The following is a 15,473-nucleotide window of genomic DNA, read 5'->3' on the forward strand; positions in this document are numbered from 1 at the left end:
CTTCAGTCGTCAGCGCCGTCCAAGGCGTCGTCTTCGAGCACCGGGCTGTGGGGCTCCCCTGGCAGCTCGATGTCCCGGAGCTTGCGCTCCATCGCGCGGGCCCTCGTCGTGATGATCCTGTCCACCGTGTGGCCCGCGCGCTCGATCTGCGCCTTGGCCTGCTCCAGAGCCTTCTGGTACCGGGGGAACTCGGCCTTCACGCCCTGGAGCACCTGGAGCACCGTGTCCGTCTGCCTCTGGATCGCGAGCGTCTGGTAACTGAGCTGCAGGCTGTTGAGGAGGGCCGCCATCGTCGAGGGGCCGGCCACGTTCACCGAGTAGTCGCGCTGCAGCTCGACGATGAGCCCGGGAACGGAGACCACCTCCGCATACAGGCCCTCCACGGGCAGGAACATGAGCGCGAAGTTGGTGGTCTCGGGCACCGAGATGTACTTGCTCGAGATGTCCTTCGCCTCGCGCTTCACGACGGCCACGAGCGCCTTCCTCGCAGCCTCCACGTCCGCCTTCGTCCCCGCCTCGCGGGCCTCCTCGAGCGCAGCGTAGGTGTCCCCCGGGAACTTGGCGTCGATGGGCAAGAGGACCGCCCCGCCGCCCTCCACCGGGATGCGGACGGCGAACTCCACCACGTCCCGCGAGCCGGGCTTGACGGCCACGTTGGTCTCGTACTGTTCGGGCGCGAGCACTTCCTGGAGGATCGCGCCCAGCTGGACCTCGCCCAGGATGCCCCGGGTCTTCACGTTGGTGAGCACGCGCCGCAGGTCGCCCACGTTCGACGCGAGCCCCTGCACCGCCCCGAGGCCTTGGTTCACGGCCTCCAGCTGCTCGTTGATGGATTGGAACGACACGGCCAAGCGGTCGTTCAAGGTCTTCGCGAGCCGTTCGTCCACGGTGGCGCGGACGGTCTCGAGTTGGTGGCTCGTGTCGAGGCGCAGCGCGCTCATCTGGCCGGCCATCTCCTGACGGAGCGCGTTCTGGCCCGCCGCCATCGAAGACGCCGCAACGGAGAGCTGCCCCGAGACGTCCTGCCTCAGCTGGTCCATGCGGGCGTCGACTCGCGCGACCGCCTGGGCCGTGCCGTCCACGGACGCCGACAGCCGCCCCGCGTCCTGCGCCTGCCGGGCGGCCAGCTCCCGCAGATGCGCGTCGGTGCTCGCAAGCGCCTGGTCGACAGGGGCCGGCGCGCCAGAGCGCAGCTCCCGAAGAACCAGGAGCCCCACCACCAGGGCGGCCGCGGCCGCCAAAAAGGCCAACAGGGACAACAGGTCCATCGGTGCTCCTTGCGTCAAATGTTCCAATGTCCCCAGTATGTGTCAGAACGCGCGTTCGTGCAAGCCGCCCCGGCCAGCTAGCGCTCCATGTGCTGGCGGTGAGCCTCCTCGGCGAAGGAGGGGTCGTCCGGGCTGATCAGCTCGTCGTGGCCCTCCGAGTCGTAGTGGTGCAACAGCACCGGCTGGAAGAGCCGGAGCTTCACGGCGAACAACGCCGAGAAGGCCATCAGGAACAGGAAGATCGCGATCCGAGGCCAGAGGCCCACCTGGGTCATCACGATGGCGCCCGCGCACAACAGGAACGTCCACAGGTAGATCAGGAGCACCGCCTGGCGCTGGTTGAACCCCTCTTGGATCAAACGGTGATGGATGTGCCCCTTGTCAGCCTGACCCACGGACACGTGGGCGCGGCGCCGACGCACGATGGCGGAGAACGTGTCCATGATGGGGACCCAGGCCAGCACGAGCGGCAGGAGGATCATCGTGAGGCCGGCGACGCGCGTGACCGAGAGCAAGGAGATGCACCCGAGCGAGAACCCGAGCAAAAGCGACCCGGAATCGCCGAGGAAGATACCGGCGGGGTTGAAGTTGTACCTCAGGAATCCAAGCGTGGCGCCGCAGAGGACGATCGCCAGACCGGCGGCGTCGTACCGGCCGGCGTTGAACGCGAGCACGAAGAGCGTCAGCGACGAGATGCAGGACACGCCGGAAGCAAGGCCGTCCAGCCCGTCGATCAGGTTGATGATGTTGGCGAACGCGACGAGATAGACCACCGTGAGCACGTAGCCCATCCAGCCGAGGTTCACCTCGCCCGGGGCGAACGGGTTCACCACGTTGCCTATCACGAGGCCGCTCGCAGCGGCCACGACAGCGGCGGCCACCTGCAGGCAGAGCTTGGGAAGCGGTCGGAGCCCTCGCACGTCGTCCACCGCACCGGTCAAGAAGATGACCACAAGCGAGAGCCCGAGGACCGGGTAGTTCACGAGCTGGCGCCCCTCCGAAAAGAAGACCGACGACCACACCCCGGCCTTGGCGCCCCACGCCAGGAGCCCAAACGCGCAGGCCATGCCGAGGGCCACGGCGATGCCGCCCATGCGAGGGATCGGGACCCGGTTGACCCGGCGCTTGGCCGGGCGGTCCACGGCACCGAGCGCGATCGCAATGCGGCGGGCCACAGGCGTGCACAGAAGCGTCACAAGGAACGCGGTCAGGAAGGCACAGGCGAACGCGAACCAGTCCATGCCCCCCCCTTTCCTCGTCCTGACCGGCACAAACGCCGCCACCTGTCACCAGTGTGCCAGTCTACTGCATGGGTGCGCGCTCCTCCGCACACACCCCACAGGCACAGACCGTCCGCGGGGTCAAGGCTTTAAGAGCCTGCGAAGAGGGGCAATAATCGTTCTGCCGCCCCCGCGGCACTAACTGGGTGAACCGACAAGCATTCAACGGGAGGCCCCCTGCTTGTCCCAGTACAGGTATCCCCCGTTGTTGGGGAAGCTGGAACCGACGGCATGGCCACCCACCTGTGAGAGGTGGGTTCATTTCTCGTTCCGACGGGGGCGGCGCCTTTTGTGCCGCTGCAACCTCATCGCCCCTGACGATCGCGCAGTTTTCCCGACGCGTGCGGCGCCCGCGCGGCAAAGGACCTACCCTTGGTGCGTCCCCTGCCATGCAGCAACGAAGGGTGCCTATATGAGAATCGCCGTCGCCGGCCTCGGCTACGTGGGCCTGTCCCTCGCCGTCCTGCTCGCCCAGCACAACGACGTCACCGCCGTGGACGTGGTGCCGCAGAAGGTCGAGGCGCTCAACCGCCGCGAGTCCCCCATCCGCGACGCGGAGGTCGAGGCCTTCCTGGCCGCGGACGCGTCCGGCGAGCGCCCGCTGGCCCTGACGGCCACCACCGACGGCGCCGCGGCCTACGCGGACGCCGACCTCGTCGTGGTCGCGACCCCCACCAACTACGACCCGGCACAGAACCACTTCGACACCTCGGCCGTCGAGGCCGTTCTCGACCTGGTCGCCGAGGTCAACCCGGGCGCCCTCGTGGTCGTCAAGTCCACCGTGCCGGTGGGCTACACCGAGTCCCAGCAGCGGCTCCGGCCGGCCATGCGCCTGCTCTTCAGCCCTGAGTTCCTCCGCGAGGGCCACGCCCTCCAGGACAACCTCGAGCCCAGCCGCATCATCGTGGGCGTGCCCCGGGGCGGCGCCGCCACCCGCGGGGACGCCGAGGGCTTCGCGCGCCTGCTGCAGGAGGGCGCGGCGGGGCCGGACGCCCCCACCCTCGTGATGGGCTCCACGGACGCCGAGGCCGTCAAGCTCTTCGCCAACACGTACCTGGCGCTGCGCGTCGCCTACTTCAACGAGCTGGACACCTACGCGAGCGAGCGCGGCCTCGACGCCGCGTCCATCATCGAGGGCGTCGGCCTCGACCCGCGCATCGGGCCCCACTACAACAACCCCAGCTTCGGCTACGGCGGCTACTGCCTGCCCAAGGACACCAAGCAGCTGCTCGCGAACTACGAGGACGTGCCCCAGAGCCTCATCGGGGCCATCGTCGAGGCCAACCGCACCCGCAAGGACTACGTGGCCGAGCAGGTGCTCCAGCGCGTGATGGGCCTCGTGTACCAGGGGGTGCCGCACCCGGTGGTGGGCGTGTACCGGCTCACGATGAAGAGCGGCTCGGACAACTTCCGGGCCAGCTCCGTGCAGGGCATCATGAAGCGCGTCAAGGCCAGGGGCGTCCCGGTCGTGGTCTACGAGCCGACCCTCGACGACCCGGAGTTCTTCGGCTCCGAGGTGACGCACGACCTCGACCGCCTCAAGGAGTGCGACGTGATCGTGGCGAACCGCTGGAGCGACGAGCTGGCCGACGTGGCGGACAAGGTGTACACGCGCGACCTGTTCCGGCGGGACTAGTCTCCCGGCCCCCGTTCGAACGCAGAAGGCCCCTCCCAAGAGGGGCCTTCTCTCATCTGAAAGGGGCGAAGCGGGCCGGTAAGCCGGGTTCTGTCGTGGACGACCATTTATCTCGAGACGCCGTCGCCGGCGCCTTCTCTCGCGCACAACCCGAGCGCGGGTCGGGCCAACCCATCGCGCTCCTATTCGTGCTTGCTCCGGATGGGGCTTGCCAAGCCGCCCTGTTGCCAAGGCGCTGGTGGTCTCTTACACCACCGTTTCAGCTTTTCTCTCACCCGAGCCGAGGCCCGGGCAGCGGGAGTCTTCTTTTCTGCGGCGCTTTCCGTCGGATCGCTCCGCCCAGCCGTTAGCTGGCATCCTGCCCTGTGGAGCCCGGACTTTCCTCACCGGCGCCACGAGGGCACCGGCGCGGCCGTCTGGCCCGCTTCGCGAGGCAGCATTGTAGCAGCTAGAGTGGATGCGTCTACAAACCCCGCGCAATCCCACGAGAAGGACCTATGGACAGCTACCGCACCGTCGCCCGGGGCGCCCGCCCCACCTTCGAGCTGGTCGACCGCAAGAGCCGCTTCATCGCCCAACTGGCGCACGTCGCGACCGCGGCCGATGCGGACGCGTTCGTCGCCGAGGTGCGCGCCACCCATCACGACGCGCGCCACAACGTGCCGGTGTGGATCCTGGCCGACGGCACCGAGCGCGCAAGCGACGACGGCGAGCCCCAGGGCACGGCCGGGCACCCCGTGCTCGACGTTCTGCGGGGCGCGGGGCTCATGGACGTGTGCTGTGTGGTGACCAGGTACTTCGGTGGCACGCTCCTCGGCCCCGGCGGCCTCGTCCGCGCTTACTCGGGGGCCGCGTCCGGAGCCATCGATGTCGCTGAGCAGACAGGCGGCGTCGTGGTGATGACCTTCGTCACCCCGTGCGCGGTGTCGGTGCCTTACGCCTGGTACGACCGCGTCTCACGCCTCGCGGCGGACGCGGGCGGCAAGGTGCGCGACCAGCTCTTTCGAGAGGACGTGACGCTCACCGTGGACTTCAAGGCCGGTGACGAGCGCCCCTTCGTGGACGCGGTGCGTGAGCTGGCCTCGGGCGAGGACCTCGTGCGTGTCCGAGAGCCGCGGTTCGCGGAGTTCTGAGCCAGGGCACACGGTCGGCCATCGCTCACCAGAACGTTCGTGCTCGAACGTCCATTCTTTTTGTGCTAGGATGGAACACAATAGGAACGCAAGTTCCGTCCAAGGGAGCACAGCCGTATGGACACGCTGACCAAGCTCGGAATTCTCGCCGACGCGGCCAAGTACGACGCCGCCTGCACCTCGTCGGGCGTGGACCGCGCGCCCAAGAAGGGGGCCCTCGGCAACGCCAACTCCTGCGGCTGCTGCCACTCGTTCACGGCAGACGGCCGCTGCGTGACGCTGCTCAAAGTGCTCCTCTCCAACGCCTGCTCCTACGACTGCGCCTATTGCGTCAACCGGCGCTCGAACCCGCGCCCCCGCGCCACGTTCGAGCCCCGCGAGCTCGCGAGCCTCACGATGGACTTCTACAAGCGCAACTACATCGAGGGGCTCTTCCTGAGCTCGGGGGTGCTCGGCGACCCGAACCGCACGGCGGAGCGCATGATCGAGTGCCTCCGCATCCTGCGCGAGGAGGAGCGGTTCAACGGCTACATCCACGCCAAGGCCATCCCGGGCGCAGACCCGGTGCTCCTCGACCGGCTCGGACGCTATGCGGACCGGCTCTCGGTGAACATCGAGCTGCCGAGCCGCGCCTCGTTGGGCGCCCTCTGTCCCGACAAGGACGCGTCGTCGATCCTCCATCCCATGGCCCAGATTTCCCGAACCATCGAGGGCGAGCGCCTGCTCGGTGCCGGCGGCCGCGGCAACAAGGGCGCCGGCTCACGGTTCTCCACCGTGAAACCGGAGCTTCCCGAGGCGCCCGTCCGGCCGTTGCTGCCCATGAGCACGGGGGCGCAGACGGCGTCACCCAAGGCCGGTGCCCTCCAGCGCTTCTGTCCCGCCGGACAGTCCACCCAGCTCATCATCGGGGCGAGCCCCGAGAGCGACAACCAGATCCTCAAGCTCTCAAGCTCCCTGTACCAGAGGTTTGGGCTCAAGCGCGTGTTCTTCTCGGCCTATATGCCGGTGGTGGACGACTCCCGGCTCCCCCATCCCGAGACGCCGGTGCCGCTGCGTCGGGAGCACCGCCTGTACCAGGCCGACTGGCTCATGCGTTTCTACGCGTTCACCGCAGACGAGCTCGTCTCGCCAGAGGCGCCGTTCCTGGACCTCGACGTAGACCCCAAGCTGGCCTGGGCACTGACCCACATGGAGCGGTTCCCCGTGGAGGTCAACACCGCGCCGCAGGCGGAGCTGCTCCGCGTCCCGGGCATCGGTGTCACGGGCGCGCGAAAGATCCTCCGCGCCCGTCGGGGGCACCGGCTCACGTTCGACGACCTGGATCGGCTCAAGCTGACCATGAGGCGCGCACGGCACTTCGTCACCTGCAACGGCCAGCGCGACCCACGCAGCCCCGCGAACCCCGAGCTCATCCGAGAGCGGGTGATCGCCGATGCCTCCCAGTCCACGTACAACAAGACCCGTCGCGTTGCCGAGGGCCAGCTCTCCCTCTTTTGACCCCTCCAACCCGTTCCGCGACGCCAGCGAGGCGACCGTCGTGCTCTCTCGGGAGCTGGCGCGTTGCGCCGCGGAATCGACGGTCGCCTGCGTTGCCGTCGAGCCCACGGCGGAGGGGGTGCTCACGGCCGTGGGCGCCGCGTACCTGGCCCGCGTGCCAGCGGACGCGATGCGCTTGGTGCGCGCGGACGCCCTCCAACCGCGCTTGGACGAGCACGTGGTCGCCGTCGAGACGGACACGGCGTTCGCGGTGCGCGTTCACCGAGGCCTCGAGCGCGCGCTTCGCCAGGGGTGTGACCGGGCGCTGTCGGAGAGCCGGTGCCCCTCCTGCCGCCGGAGGTGCACGCGCTTCTTCGCGTATCTGGCCGCGAGCGACGCGAAGGACGTGCCCGAGTGCGGCCATCGGTTCCTCCGGCGCGCCTTCGCGGAGCACCACGCGGTCTTCTGCCACAACAGCGACCCTGACGTCGGCCGAGCCGAGGAGCTTGCCACGGCCGTCTCGCAGGAATGCGAGCGGGCGCGCCAGTTCGTGCGGTTCTCCCACGCGGCGGACGGGTCGTTCGTCGCGGTCCACCGCCCCAACGCCGACGTGGTCCCCTTGGTGGCCGGCCATTTCAAGCGGCGCATGGGAACCGAGCGATTCGCGCTCGTCGACCCTCAGCACGGACGCGTGGCGCTCCATGCCGAGGGGCGCCTCACGCTGGTTCGCGTGCCCCAGAAGGACGCGGAGCGGCTGGCCGACTCCGTGACCCTTGCCGTCGACGAGCCCTATGTGAGGGCGCTGTGGAAGCGGTTCTACGATGCGCTCGAGCTGCCCGGGCGCCGGGCGGACCAGCGCGGGTACGACCTCCGGGGCTCCTTCATGCCGCAGCGGCTCTGGGCCGGCCTGCCGGAGTTGGACCCCCGCACGGACACCGCGTGGTCGTTCGTGCCCGCCGCCTATCGGGGCGCCCCTGACGGCCCGCTGCTCGACATGGAAAAAAGCACCGACTCCCGGGCGGGTTCCGGCACCTGCCCTGTCCTTCCGGCCAGCGGCTCACGTGGTTAGGAACGAAGCTGCAGCACCGTTCCCCACGGCATGTTCAACCCCTCGTGCCGCTTGTCCTCGCACACGATGTACTCGTAGTCCTGGGGGTTCAAGAAGGGGCGCCCAGCCGTTTCGAGCACCTGCGCGCCGACGCTCATGAACCATGCCTCGCGCACAGCGTGCTCCGCCGCCTCGTCGCGCGTCGCAAAGCTCCCTGGGAGCCGGTCCCCGCGCTTGAGCCGTTGATTCACCTCCACCACGCAGTAAGGGCCCATCGTCGCCCCCTCACCTGAAGGCCTTAGGGCGGTGCCATGTGTGCGGCACTGGTTCGGTTCTCCTTTAATATGCAATACTCCACAGACGAATGGCCATAGAGGAACGGCAAGCGGTCATAGGCGCCGTCGCATTGGTCACAGCTGGGTCCGTTGCTCGACGAACCAGCGAGGGTCCTCGTAGAACAACTGGGTCTGGCGATCGCCCACCTGAACGACGAACCGGGTGCCGCCCGACCCGGATCCGGGAGCACGCCATGGCCGCGCGCTCGCCACCTTGTCCACGAGAAAGCGACGACCGTCCTCCCAGTCGACCCACAGCGGGTGCACCCGCCCGTGAACGTCGGTGCGCTCCCCCACGCCGACGTAGCACCGGTCGCCGCCGGCCACCTGCCCTCGACGCACCAAGGCCATGGTGCCCTCCTCGCTGTTAAGAACGTGTGTTCTTATACTAGCGCGAAGCCGAAGGCACGACAGGCTCCGATGAGAAGCGGCCTAGATCCTCCACTGGGACCGGTCGTTCGGGTCAAGCTGCTGCCCCACCACGAGGTTTTGGAAGCGCGGGGGAGCCGGCGCGAGGGGCGCGCCGGGCGCGGGGCCGCCCCCAAAACCTCGCCCCGGCGCCCTAGATCCTCCACTGGGACCGGTCGTTCGGGTCCAGCTGCTGCCCCACCACGAGGTTTTGGAAGCGGTCCTCGATGAACTGGTCGTTGAAGTGGTAGTCCACGTAGGCGTCGATCGGGTTCTGCGCCGGGATGCCGAGCGAGCGTTGCTCCAGACGGTAGAAGGAGTACGCCGTCATCAAGAGGTCCAGCGTCATGAACGCGACGAGCACGCCCACCAGCACCGTCTGCATGCGGCTCGACGGCTCCCCGATGCGCCACACCAGCTCGGGCATGACGAGCTTGGAGTACACGAGGCCGATGACGCCCCAGAGGCACACCGTGGTCCACGACACCCATTGCGTGATGGCGTCCGGCAACCCGATGTACGTCCAGCTCTGCGCGTGCCAGAAGTACTCCATCGCCATGCCGGTGGTCTGCTCGAGCGCGGCGCCGAGCCCCATGGAGACCGGGAGCACCTCGTACCATCGGCACGTGCGGAAGTTCCACAGCACGATCGTGAACATCAGGGCGCCGAACCCGTACAACGGCGAGAACGGGCCCCACACCACGCCCACGCGGCTCTCGGTGCTCCCGAGGGACACCCACATCCAGATCTCCTCCGCGACGAGGCCGATGACGCTGAACGCGATGAAGATGATGATGTAGTGGAAGATGCCGAGGCTCGCGGTCTGCAGGTACTCGTCGCGGGTCTTCATCTCCGCCTGAAAGATGCTGCGCCGCTGCTCCCGCGACAGGTGCGGGCGCCGTTTGACCTTGAGGCCCTCGTAGGCGTCGTCGGACACGCGCACGGCCGCCCCGAGCCGCTCGCGCTCGATGGCGCTGAGCGTGCTCTGGATGTCGTCACCGAACCGCTCGTCGCCCGCCAACGCCCGATAGCTGCGCCCGCGTGCGATCCGGTAGCTCATCGAGCGCATGGCCCAGCCGGTGATGAGCACGAGGAAGACGGCGAGCTGAACGACGAGCAGCGTGTTGGCCACAGGGTGCCTTTCTCAGAGACGACCGGGGCACTCGCACAACGGGAGCAGCCCGGAGGACGAGGCGAATCATACCGGAGGACGGCCCATACGAAAACAGCCGCCCGGAGGCGGCTGCATCATGATCACTGGAGCGGACAACGGGATTCGAACCCGCGACCCCCACCTTGGCAAGGTGGTGCTCTACCAACTGAGCCATGTCCGCGTCACAAGACAAGAACTATACAGAACGTTCGTCGCCGATGCAAGCCTCATCGAGAAAAAGTTCTCAGCCCAGATAGGCGGAGCCGCGGGACCTCTCGATGGCGAGCATCGCCTCGGCGTTCTGCTTCTCCACCGAGGAGAGGAGGTCGTCGCTGAACGCGTCCGGCTCGTAGAGGGGCGTGTACCAGGGCTTGGAGGAGAAGTAGCGCTGGAGCTCGGCGTTCTTGAACCTGCGGCCGTGGCGGGCATAGATCTCGTTGCGGGCGAGGAAGAGCTGGTAGTCCGTCAGCGAGGACAGCTCGGACTCGCTGTAGGCCCGCGAGGCGCTGTCCGCGAGCACATAGTCGCCGGACGCGGCGGAGAGCTTCTCGGGAGCAGGAGCCTCCTCGTTGGCTGGCTCTGTCTCTGCTGCGGGCTCCTCGGCCGAGAACGTGACGCCGCCCGCGCCGGGACGCACGTACAACGTGCCGTCCTGCTCGGCGACGTCAGCCAGGCGAACCGTCACCGTGGGATAGGTGCCCTCGGCCTTCGTGGAGGCCGTGAGGTCATAGGCTCCGGGATCCGAGACGTCGAACTGGTCCAGCTGGATCCCGAACGAGCCGGTCACGCGATAGGACGTCGGCGAGCTGTCCCCGCTCGTGCCCACCGCGATGCTGAAGGACTCCAGCGGCTCGCCCTCCGGGTCGCAAAAGACGATGCGCGTGTCGGCCGCCACGACCGGCACGCTCGCCGCACCATAGGTCACGACCCACTCCTCCTCGGCGGGCGTCACGTCCGCCACCCCGGCATCTGCCGGGGCCGTCCCCTTCGAGAGGAGCCCGAGGCCCCCGAACCCGAAGAGCCATACGCCCACGCCCACCAGGACGACGGCCGCAACACAGACGGCGACGACCGCGCCGCGACCCTGTTTGGGGGTCCGTGCCGACCGAGGCGCAGCCGGGTCGGGAGGTGTGACGCCAGGGACGACCGGAGGCCGTGGCGCCGTCAGGTCGGCCTCCGGCTCGCACCGCTCGATGGGACCCGGGACCGGCACGTCGAGGCCGTCCTGCTCCTGCAGCGGGCGGCCGCACCGGTCGCAGAAGGCCGCGCCGTCGGGCAGCGGCGCGCCGCACTCTTCACAGAACATCTCACACGCTCCTTCTCGCCGGCGGTCAATGGTGCCGGGTCGTCTGGTAGTTGGACAAGTGGCCCGCAAACTCGGCCGAGGTGTCCGAGTTCCCGGTGCGCCAGGCCTTGTGATCGATGATCGGGGCCTCGAAGCCGTAGGCGCCGTCCAGCGCCGCGATCAGCGCGTCCAGAGCCGCAAGCTGGGGTTCAGGATAATCTCCCGAACCGCCCACGTGGACCAGCTCGATGCCGATGGACCACGAGTTCATGCCGTAGTCGCGGGCCCAATCGCCGATAGGGGCCGTGCCCACCTTGTCGTCGCGGCTCTCGTCCTCCACGCCGTAGAAGGCGTTGTGGCCGGTGTCCCCGAACCCCGCGTGGTGCGCGATCTTGTCCACCGGCACGCACTGCACGACGGAGCCGTCCTTGTCGACCACGAAGTGCGCAGCGACGCCCGCGCCGTTGGAGTCCCACCAGTCGACGACCGAGGAGGCGGAGGAGTCGCCCTCCGTGTCATGGAGCACGATGTACTTCTGACAGGAGGAGGGCTTGTCGCCATGCGCGAACGAGTCGCGGAAGTCGTAGGAGATCCCGAGGCCGTCTCCCCCAAGCGCGCCGACGGGCTCGCGGACGACGGCGCTCTCAGAGTCCGCCTCCCCCTCCGCAGCGGGCTCCGCCTCGACCTCGGCAGGCGCCTCGCGCTCTGCCGCAGCCTCGTCCGCGATGGCGGCCGGGGCCTCGGCAGGCGCATCGGCGGGCGCCGCCGGGGCGGACAAGGCGCAGGCGCCCAAGCACACGCAGAGGCCGGCCGCAAGCACCAAGGCCTGGAGCGTCGTGCTGGTCACAGGACCTTACCAGGCCTTCTCGGCGGAGTCGGCAGCATCGGCGTCGACCGCCCACTCCGGAGCGTTCTCGGCCACGAAATGACCGAACGCACGGAGGGACCAGATGGTGCCGAAAACCGAGCAGAACATCAGCACCACAACGACGATGCCCACCAGGGGCCCCAGAATGCCGAAGATCACACCGAGGGCGCCCAACGCCCCGTCAATCCCTGAGGACAGGCCATAGCCGTAGCCGTAGCTCGCGTATCCGACGCTCTTGGCCAGCGCGCTGCACGAGGCCGCACCGAACACCGCGACGACCATGAGCGAGACCAGCACGCCGACGAGGCCGGTCACGAGGCTCGGCACAAAGACGGCCACAAACGCGCTCCCGGGGTTGCGCTTGAGGACCTCGACGATCTGCGACAGGTCGAAGGCAGCGCCGAATCGGCCGGAGAGGGCCATGCGGATGCCGGCAACTGCGGCGTAGCAATTGACACAGAGGAAACCGAGCCATGCCAGGATCGCGCCAAAGACGGGAATCACGTTGAGCACCACGAGCACAGAGGCGGCGAGGCCGCACAGGAACGTGACGACCCAGTAGAGGAAGCCGGTGAGGAACGCCTTGCGGTCGAAGACGCCCTTGGGGAGCGCCGTGCGCGCCCCGTTGACCAGCTCGGCCGACCAGCGGAGCAGATAGCCGTTCACATAGAAGCCGACCACCGGGAAGACGCCCATCAGGGCGAGGAGCGCCGTGCGACCGACCCAGCCCGGGGAGCTGGTGATATCGCGCCAGGCCGCGCCGAGGACGCCCTCTCGAGCCGGCTGCACCGGCGGCTGAGGCCGAAACTGCGGCTGGGGCGGCTCGGGAGACGGAGCCGTTGGGGCATCTGGGGCGCAGGGGCGCTCCGGCGCAGGCTCTTGCACCGTCTCCGTGACCTGCTCGGCCACGACGGTCTCCTGAACGTCCTCGGGAGCTGACTCCTGTGGCAGCGGGCTGCCGCAGCTGGAGCAGAACTTGGCACCGTCACGCGTCGGGGCGCCGCAAGTGGGACACGTCATCGTCTCCTCCTTCGTTGATGGCGACGGACTGAAGCCGTCTCATAGTATGTGCAATCACTCTGAAATCAGGATCCCCTGCACCCCTGCAACGCGCCGGTAACGCGAGCGCCCCGACTGGAATCCCAGCCGGGGCGCTCGAAACCTCCCGTGGTGCGTGGCACCTGGGGAGGAAACCTCCTGGGGTGCGTGGCACCTGGGGAGGGTCAGCGGCGCGTGGAGAGCGCGATCTTCTCCAGGTAGCGACCGTACTCGGTCTTCTTGAGGGAGTCCGCGAGCTTGAGGAGCTGCGCGCGGCGGATCCAGCCGGCGTCGTAGGCGATCTCCTCGAGGGAGGCCACCTTGACGCCCGTGTTCTTCTGCACGACGCGGATGAACTCGCTCACGTTGAAGAGGGAGTCGACGGTGCCCGTGTCGAACCAGGCGAAGTCGCGACCGAGACGCTCCACCTTGAGTGAGCCCTCGTCCAGGTACATGCGGTTGAGGTCCGTGATCTCCAGCTCGCCCCGCGTGGAGGGCTGCAGCTGCTTCGCGAACTCGCAGACGCGCTTGTCATAGAAGTAGAGGCCGGTCACGCAGTAGTTGCTGCGCGGCTCGACGGGCTTCTCCTCGAGCGAGATCGCGTTGCCCTCGTCGTCGAACTCCACGACGCCGAAGTTCTCCGGATGCTCCACGCGGTAGCCGAACAGCGTGGCCTGGCCCTTCTCGGCGTTCTCCTTGGCGTGGGCGAGCTCCTCCGTGAACCCGGACCCATAGAAGATGTTGTCGCCGAGCACGAGCGCGCAGGGCTCGCCGTCGATGAAGTCGTCGCCGATGAGGAAGGCCTCGGCGATGCCGCCGCGAACCGGCTGCGGGCGGTACTCGATGGAGATGCCGAGCTGGCTGCCGTCACCGAGGAGCGCCCGGAACCCGTCCAGGTGCTCCGGCTTCGCGATCACGAGGATATCGCGGATGCCGGCCTCGAGGAGCACGGACATCGAGTAGTAGATCAGCGGCTTGTCATAGACCGGGAGCAGCTGCTTCGACGTGGCACGGGTGATGGGGTACATGCGCTTGCCATGTCCGCCGGCGAGGACGATGCCCTTCACGCTCTCAACCTCCCTCTCCTGCCCTTCGGGGCAGGACTGAAGATGCATATGTCCTGCTGATTATACCGACCCCGCACCGCTCAGCGACGATACGCGACCGCTAACCTTTCTGAAATCCCAACCACACCGCAGCGCTGAAAACCGCCGACAAGAAAGGAGCGCCCGCGAGGGGCGCTCCATCAGGGGGGCGTTCGTGGCGAGAGGCGCGGCCGAGCGCTAAATCCTTCCGTAGAACCGAATCATGTCGATGGCGTCCTCGTAGCCCACCCCGTAGGGCAACGTGACGCGCGTGCAGCCGCCATGGCGCAGGTCGTTGACGCGCTCGTCGAGCGTGTGGTACGCGCGCCCCTGGTTGGTGAGCTCGGTCAGGGGGTCGTCGCCCTTGATGTAGAGGTCCTCCTCCATGCCGGTGTACGGCGTCGTCCGAGTGACGATGGAGGTGGTCTCGTCATTGGCGGCGTAGTCCTTGTTGATGGCAACCCAGGCCATAGGAACCCCTTTGCTCGCAGGGAGGGCGCCCTCGAGAGGCGCCCGTCGGTGGCCTTCAGTCTGGGCGTCTGTTGGTTAAGGGTTTATGCACATCCGTTGAATTGTGCTGAAGGCCCCTGATTTGCCGGCGAGCGGCACAAAAACGGCCGGGACGCGCCCGGCCGTTTGAAGGGACTGTGGTCAGCGACAGCGCTAGTCCAGATCGTCCACGCCGATGCCGGCCACGCCCATGTCGGTCGCGGGCACGTACACGGTGGCGTTCACGTCCACGACGTCCTGGGCCTTCGGAACCTCGTAGCGGGGCTGTGAGCCCGTCGTGCTCGTGAGCATCTGGGCCGGGAACACGGCCTCGGCGTCGTCCATGAAGTGCTGGAGGAGGTTCTTGTACTCGGTACGGAACTCCTCGCGGGAGGCCTTGAGGCGGTCGATCTCGTCCAGCTCGTTCTGCTTCTCGGCCAGCGCCTGGCGAATGACCTCGCGGGCCTTCTGATCCGCCTCGGTGCGGATCTTGTCGGCGTTGTCGCGGGCCTCGGCCACGATGCGGTCGGCGCTCTGCTGCGCGACGATCAGGGCCTGGCTGATCTGGCGCTCGGTGGCCACCACGGCGCTCGAGTTGCTCGGCACGATCTCCGCCTGCGAGCCGGCGTTCTGCAGCTGCGCCTGGAGCTGGGCGATCTGGGCGCGAGCGGCGTCCAGGGCCTGGTCGGAGGCGGTCAGGCGGCTCTTGAGGTCGGCGATCTTCTGCAGCATCGCGTCCACCTCGCCGGCCAGCTCCTCGAGGAAGTTGTCGACTTCCTCGGTGTCGTAGCCGTGCTTGGAGGGGGTGAAGGTGAGCTGCTCGATGTCTGCCGGGGTGATAGCCATAGGTGCGTCCCTTCCTCGGAATGGGGTGCGGTTGGGGTGCGTTGCTCAGACGCTCGTAGGCAGAAGTCTACCGCAGATGCGCCGGCGCGAGACAAAAGGCGGGAAATGTGCGGGCACGAAGGACG

15 protein-coding genes, 1 tRNA gene and 1 other RNA gene are annotated in these 15,473 nt (G+C 68.0%); 4 read left to right on the forward strand and 13 right to left on the reverse strand.

Annotated features, from left to right (window positions below):
• Positions 1 to 2: 2 nt before the first annotated feature.
• A complete protein-coding gene (locus QJ043_RS08295) occupies positions 3 to 1,268 on the reverse strand; it encodes a DNA recombination protein RmuC (RefSeq protein ID WP_283713230.1) in 1,266 nt (421 codons plus the stop codon).
• Between the two features lie 77 nt (positions 1,269 to 1,345).
• Positions 1,346 to 2,509, reverse strand: a complete 1,164-nt coding sequence (locus QJ043_RS08300; protein WP_283713232.1) for a glycosyltransferase family 4 protein — start codon at positions 2,507 to 2,509, stop codon at positions 1,346 to 1,348.
• Positions 2,510 to 2,960: 451 nt separating this feature from the next.
• Between QJ043_RS08300 and QJ043_RS08305 the strand changes: the two genes are divergently transcribed.
• The gene (locus tag QJ043_RS08305; RefSeq protein ID WP_283713233.1) at positions 2,961 to 4,184 is read left to right on the forward strand and encodes a nucleotide sugar dehydrogenase; all 1,224 of its coding nucleotides are present in this window, start codon (positions 2,961 to 2,963) and stop codon (positions 4,182 to 4,184) included.
• A gap of 63 nt (positions 4,185 to 4,247) precedes the next feature.
• On the opposite strand, the gene rnpB is transcribed toward QJ043_RS08305, so the two are convergent.
• An RNA gene (rnpB, locus tag QJ043_RS08310) (RNase P RNA component class A) lies at positions 4,248 to 4,612 on the reverse strand.
• Between the two features lie 69 nt (positions 4,613 to 4,681).
• On the opposite strand from rnpB, the gene QJ043_RS08315 reads away from it, so the two are divergent.
• The 3 genes from QJ043_RS08315 to QJ043_RS08325 all read left to right on the forward strand — a co-directional run bounded on the left by QJ043_RS08315 (position 4,682) and on the right by QJ043_RS08325 (position 7,862).
• Entirely contained in the window at positions 4,682 to 5,317 is a 636-nt protein-coding gene (locus tag QJ043_RS08315; RefSeq protein WP_283713234.1) for an IMPACT family protein, read from the forward strand.
• A 117-nt stretch (positions 5,318 to 5,434) separates the two neighbouring features.
• Positions 5,435 to 6,814 (forward strand): putative DNA modification/repair radical SAM protein, encoded by a 1,380-nt coding sequence (locus QJ043_RS08320; RefSeq protein ID WP_283713235.1) that lies wholly within the window; start codon positions 5,435 to 5,437, stop codon positions 6,812 to 6,814.
• 40 nt (positions 6,815 to 6,854) lie between these two features.
• The gene (locus QJ043_RS08325; protein ID WP_283713236.1) at positions 6,855 to 7,862 is read left to right on the forward strand and encodes a TIGR03915 family putative DNA repair protein; all 1,008 of its coding nucleotides are present in this window, start codon (positions 6,855 to 6,857) and stop codon (positions 7,860 to 7,862) included.
• On the opposite strand, the gene QJ043_RS08330 is transcribed toward QJ043_RS08325, so the two are convergent.
• The 10 genes from QJ043_RS08330 to QJ043_RS08375 all read right to left on the reverse strand — a co-directional run bounded on the left by QJ043_RS08330 (position 7,859) and on the right by QJ043_RS08375 (position 15,348).
• Positions 7,859 to 8,116, reverse strand: coding sequence for a hypothetical protein (locus QJ043_RS08330; RefSeq protein WP_283713237.1), 258 nt, complete (start codon positions 8,114 to 8,116; stop codon positions 7,859 to 7,861). The two genes, QJ043_RS08325 and QJ043_RS08330, sit on opposite strands and share 4 nt — an antisense overlap.
• Before the next feature lie 135 nt (positions 8,117 to 8,251).
• Positions 8,252 to 8,527 carry a hypothetical protein gene (locus tag QJ043_RS08335; protein WP_283713238.1) on the reverse strand — a complete coding sequence of 92 codons (276 nt, stop codon included), beginning with the start codon at positions 8,525 to 8,527 and terminating at the stop codon, positions 8,252 to 8,254.
• Between the two features lie 211 nt (positions 8,528 to 8,738).
• Positions 8,739 to 9,716 (reverse strand): putative ABC transporter permease, encoded by a 978-nt coding sequence (locus tag QJ043_RS08340; RefSeq protein WP_283713240.1) that lies wholly within the window; start codon positions 9,714 to 9,716, stop codon positions 8,739 to 8,741.
• A gap of 126 nt (positions 9,717 to 9,842) precedes the next feature.
• A tRNA-Gly gene (locus tag QJ043_RS08345) sits at positions 9,843 to 9,918 on the reverse strand.
• Between the two features lie 63 nt (positions 9,919 to 9,981).
• On the reverse strand, positions 9,982 to 11,043 hold the full coding sequence (locus tag QJ043_RS08350) for a YARHG domain-containing protein (protein WP_283713241.1): 1,062 nt from the start codon (positions 11,041 to 11,043) through the stop codon (positions 9,982 to 9,984).
• A 25-nt stretch (positions 11,044 to 11,068) separates the two neighbouring features.
• On the reverse strand, positions 11,069 to 11,869 hold the full coding sequence (locus tag QJ043_RS08355; RefSeq protein WP_283713242.1) for an N-acetylmuramoyl-L-alanine amidase: 801 nt from the start codon (positions 11,867 to 11,869) through the stop codon (positions 11,069 to 11,071).
• A gap of 6 nt (positions 11,870 to 11,875) precedes the next feature.
• The gene (locus QJ043_RS08360) at positions 11,876 to 12,910 is read right to left on the reverse strand and encodes a DUF4013 domain-containing protein (RefSeq protein ID WP_283713243.1); all 1,035 of its coding nucleotides are present in this window, start codon (positions 12,908 to 12,910) and stop codon (positions 11,876 to 11,878) included.
• 203 nt (positions 12,911 to 13,113) lie between these two features.
• Positions 13,114 to 13,995 (reverse strand): glucose-1-phosphate thymidylyltransferase RfbA, encoded by an 882-nt coding sequence (rfbA, locus tag QJ043_RS08365; protein WP_283713245.1) that lies wholly within the window; start codon positions 13,993 to 13,995, stop codon positions 13,114 to 13,116.
• 216 nt (positions 13,996 to 14,211) lie between these two features.
• The gene (locus tag QJ043_RS08370) at positions 14,212 to 14,484 is read right to left on the reverse strand and encodes a hypothetical protein (protein ID WP_283713247.1); all 273 of its coding nucleotides are present in this window, start codon (positions 14,482 to 14,484) and stop codon (positions 14,212 to 14,214) included.
• Between the two features lie 192 nt (positions 14,485 to 14,676).
• Positions 14,677 to 15,348, reverse strand: coding sequence for a DivIVA domain-containing protein (locus tag QJ043_RS08375; protein WP_283713249.1), 672 nt, complete (start codon positions 15,346 to 15,348; stop codon positions 14,677 to 14,679).
• Positions 15,349 to 15,473: the final 125 nt, after the last annotated feature.

The sequence above is a fragment of the Kribbibacterium absianum genome, from assembly GCF_030067705.1.
Lineage (GTDB): Bacteria > Actinomycetota > Coriobacteriia > Coriobacteriales > Atopobiaceae > Kribbibacterium > Kribbibacterium absianum.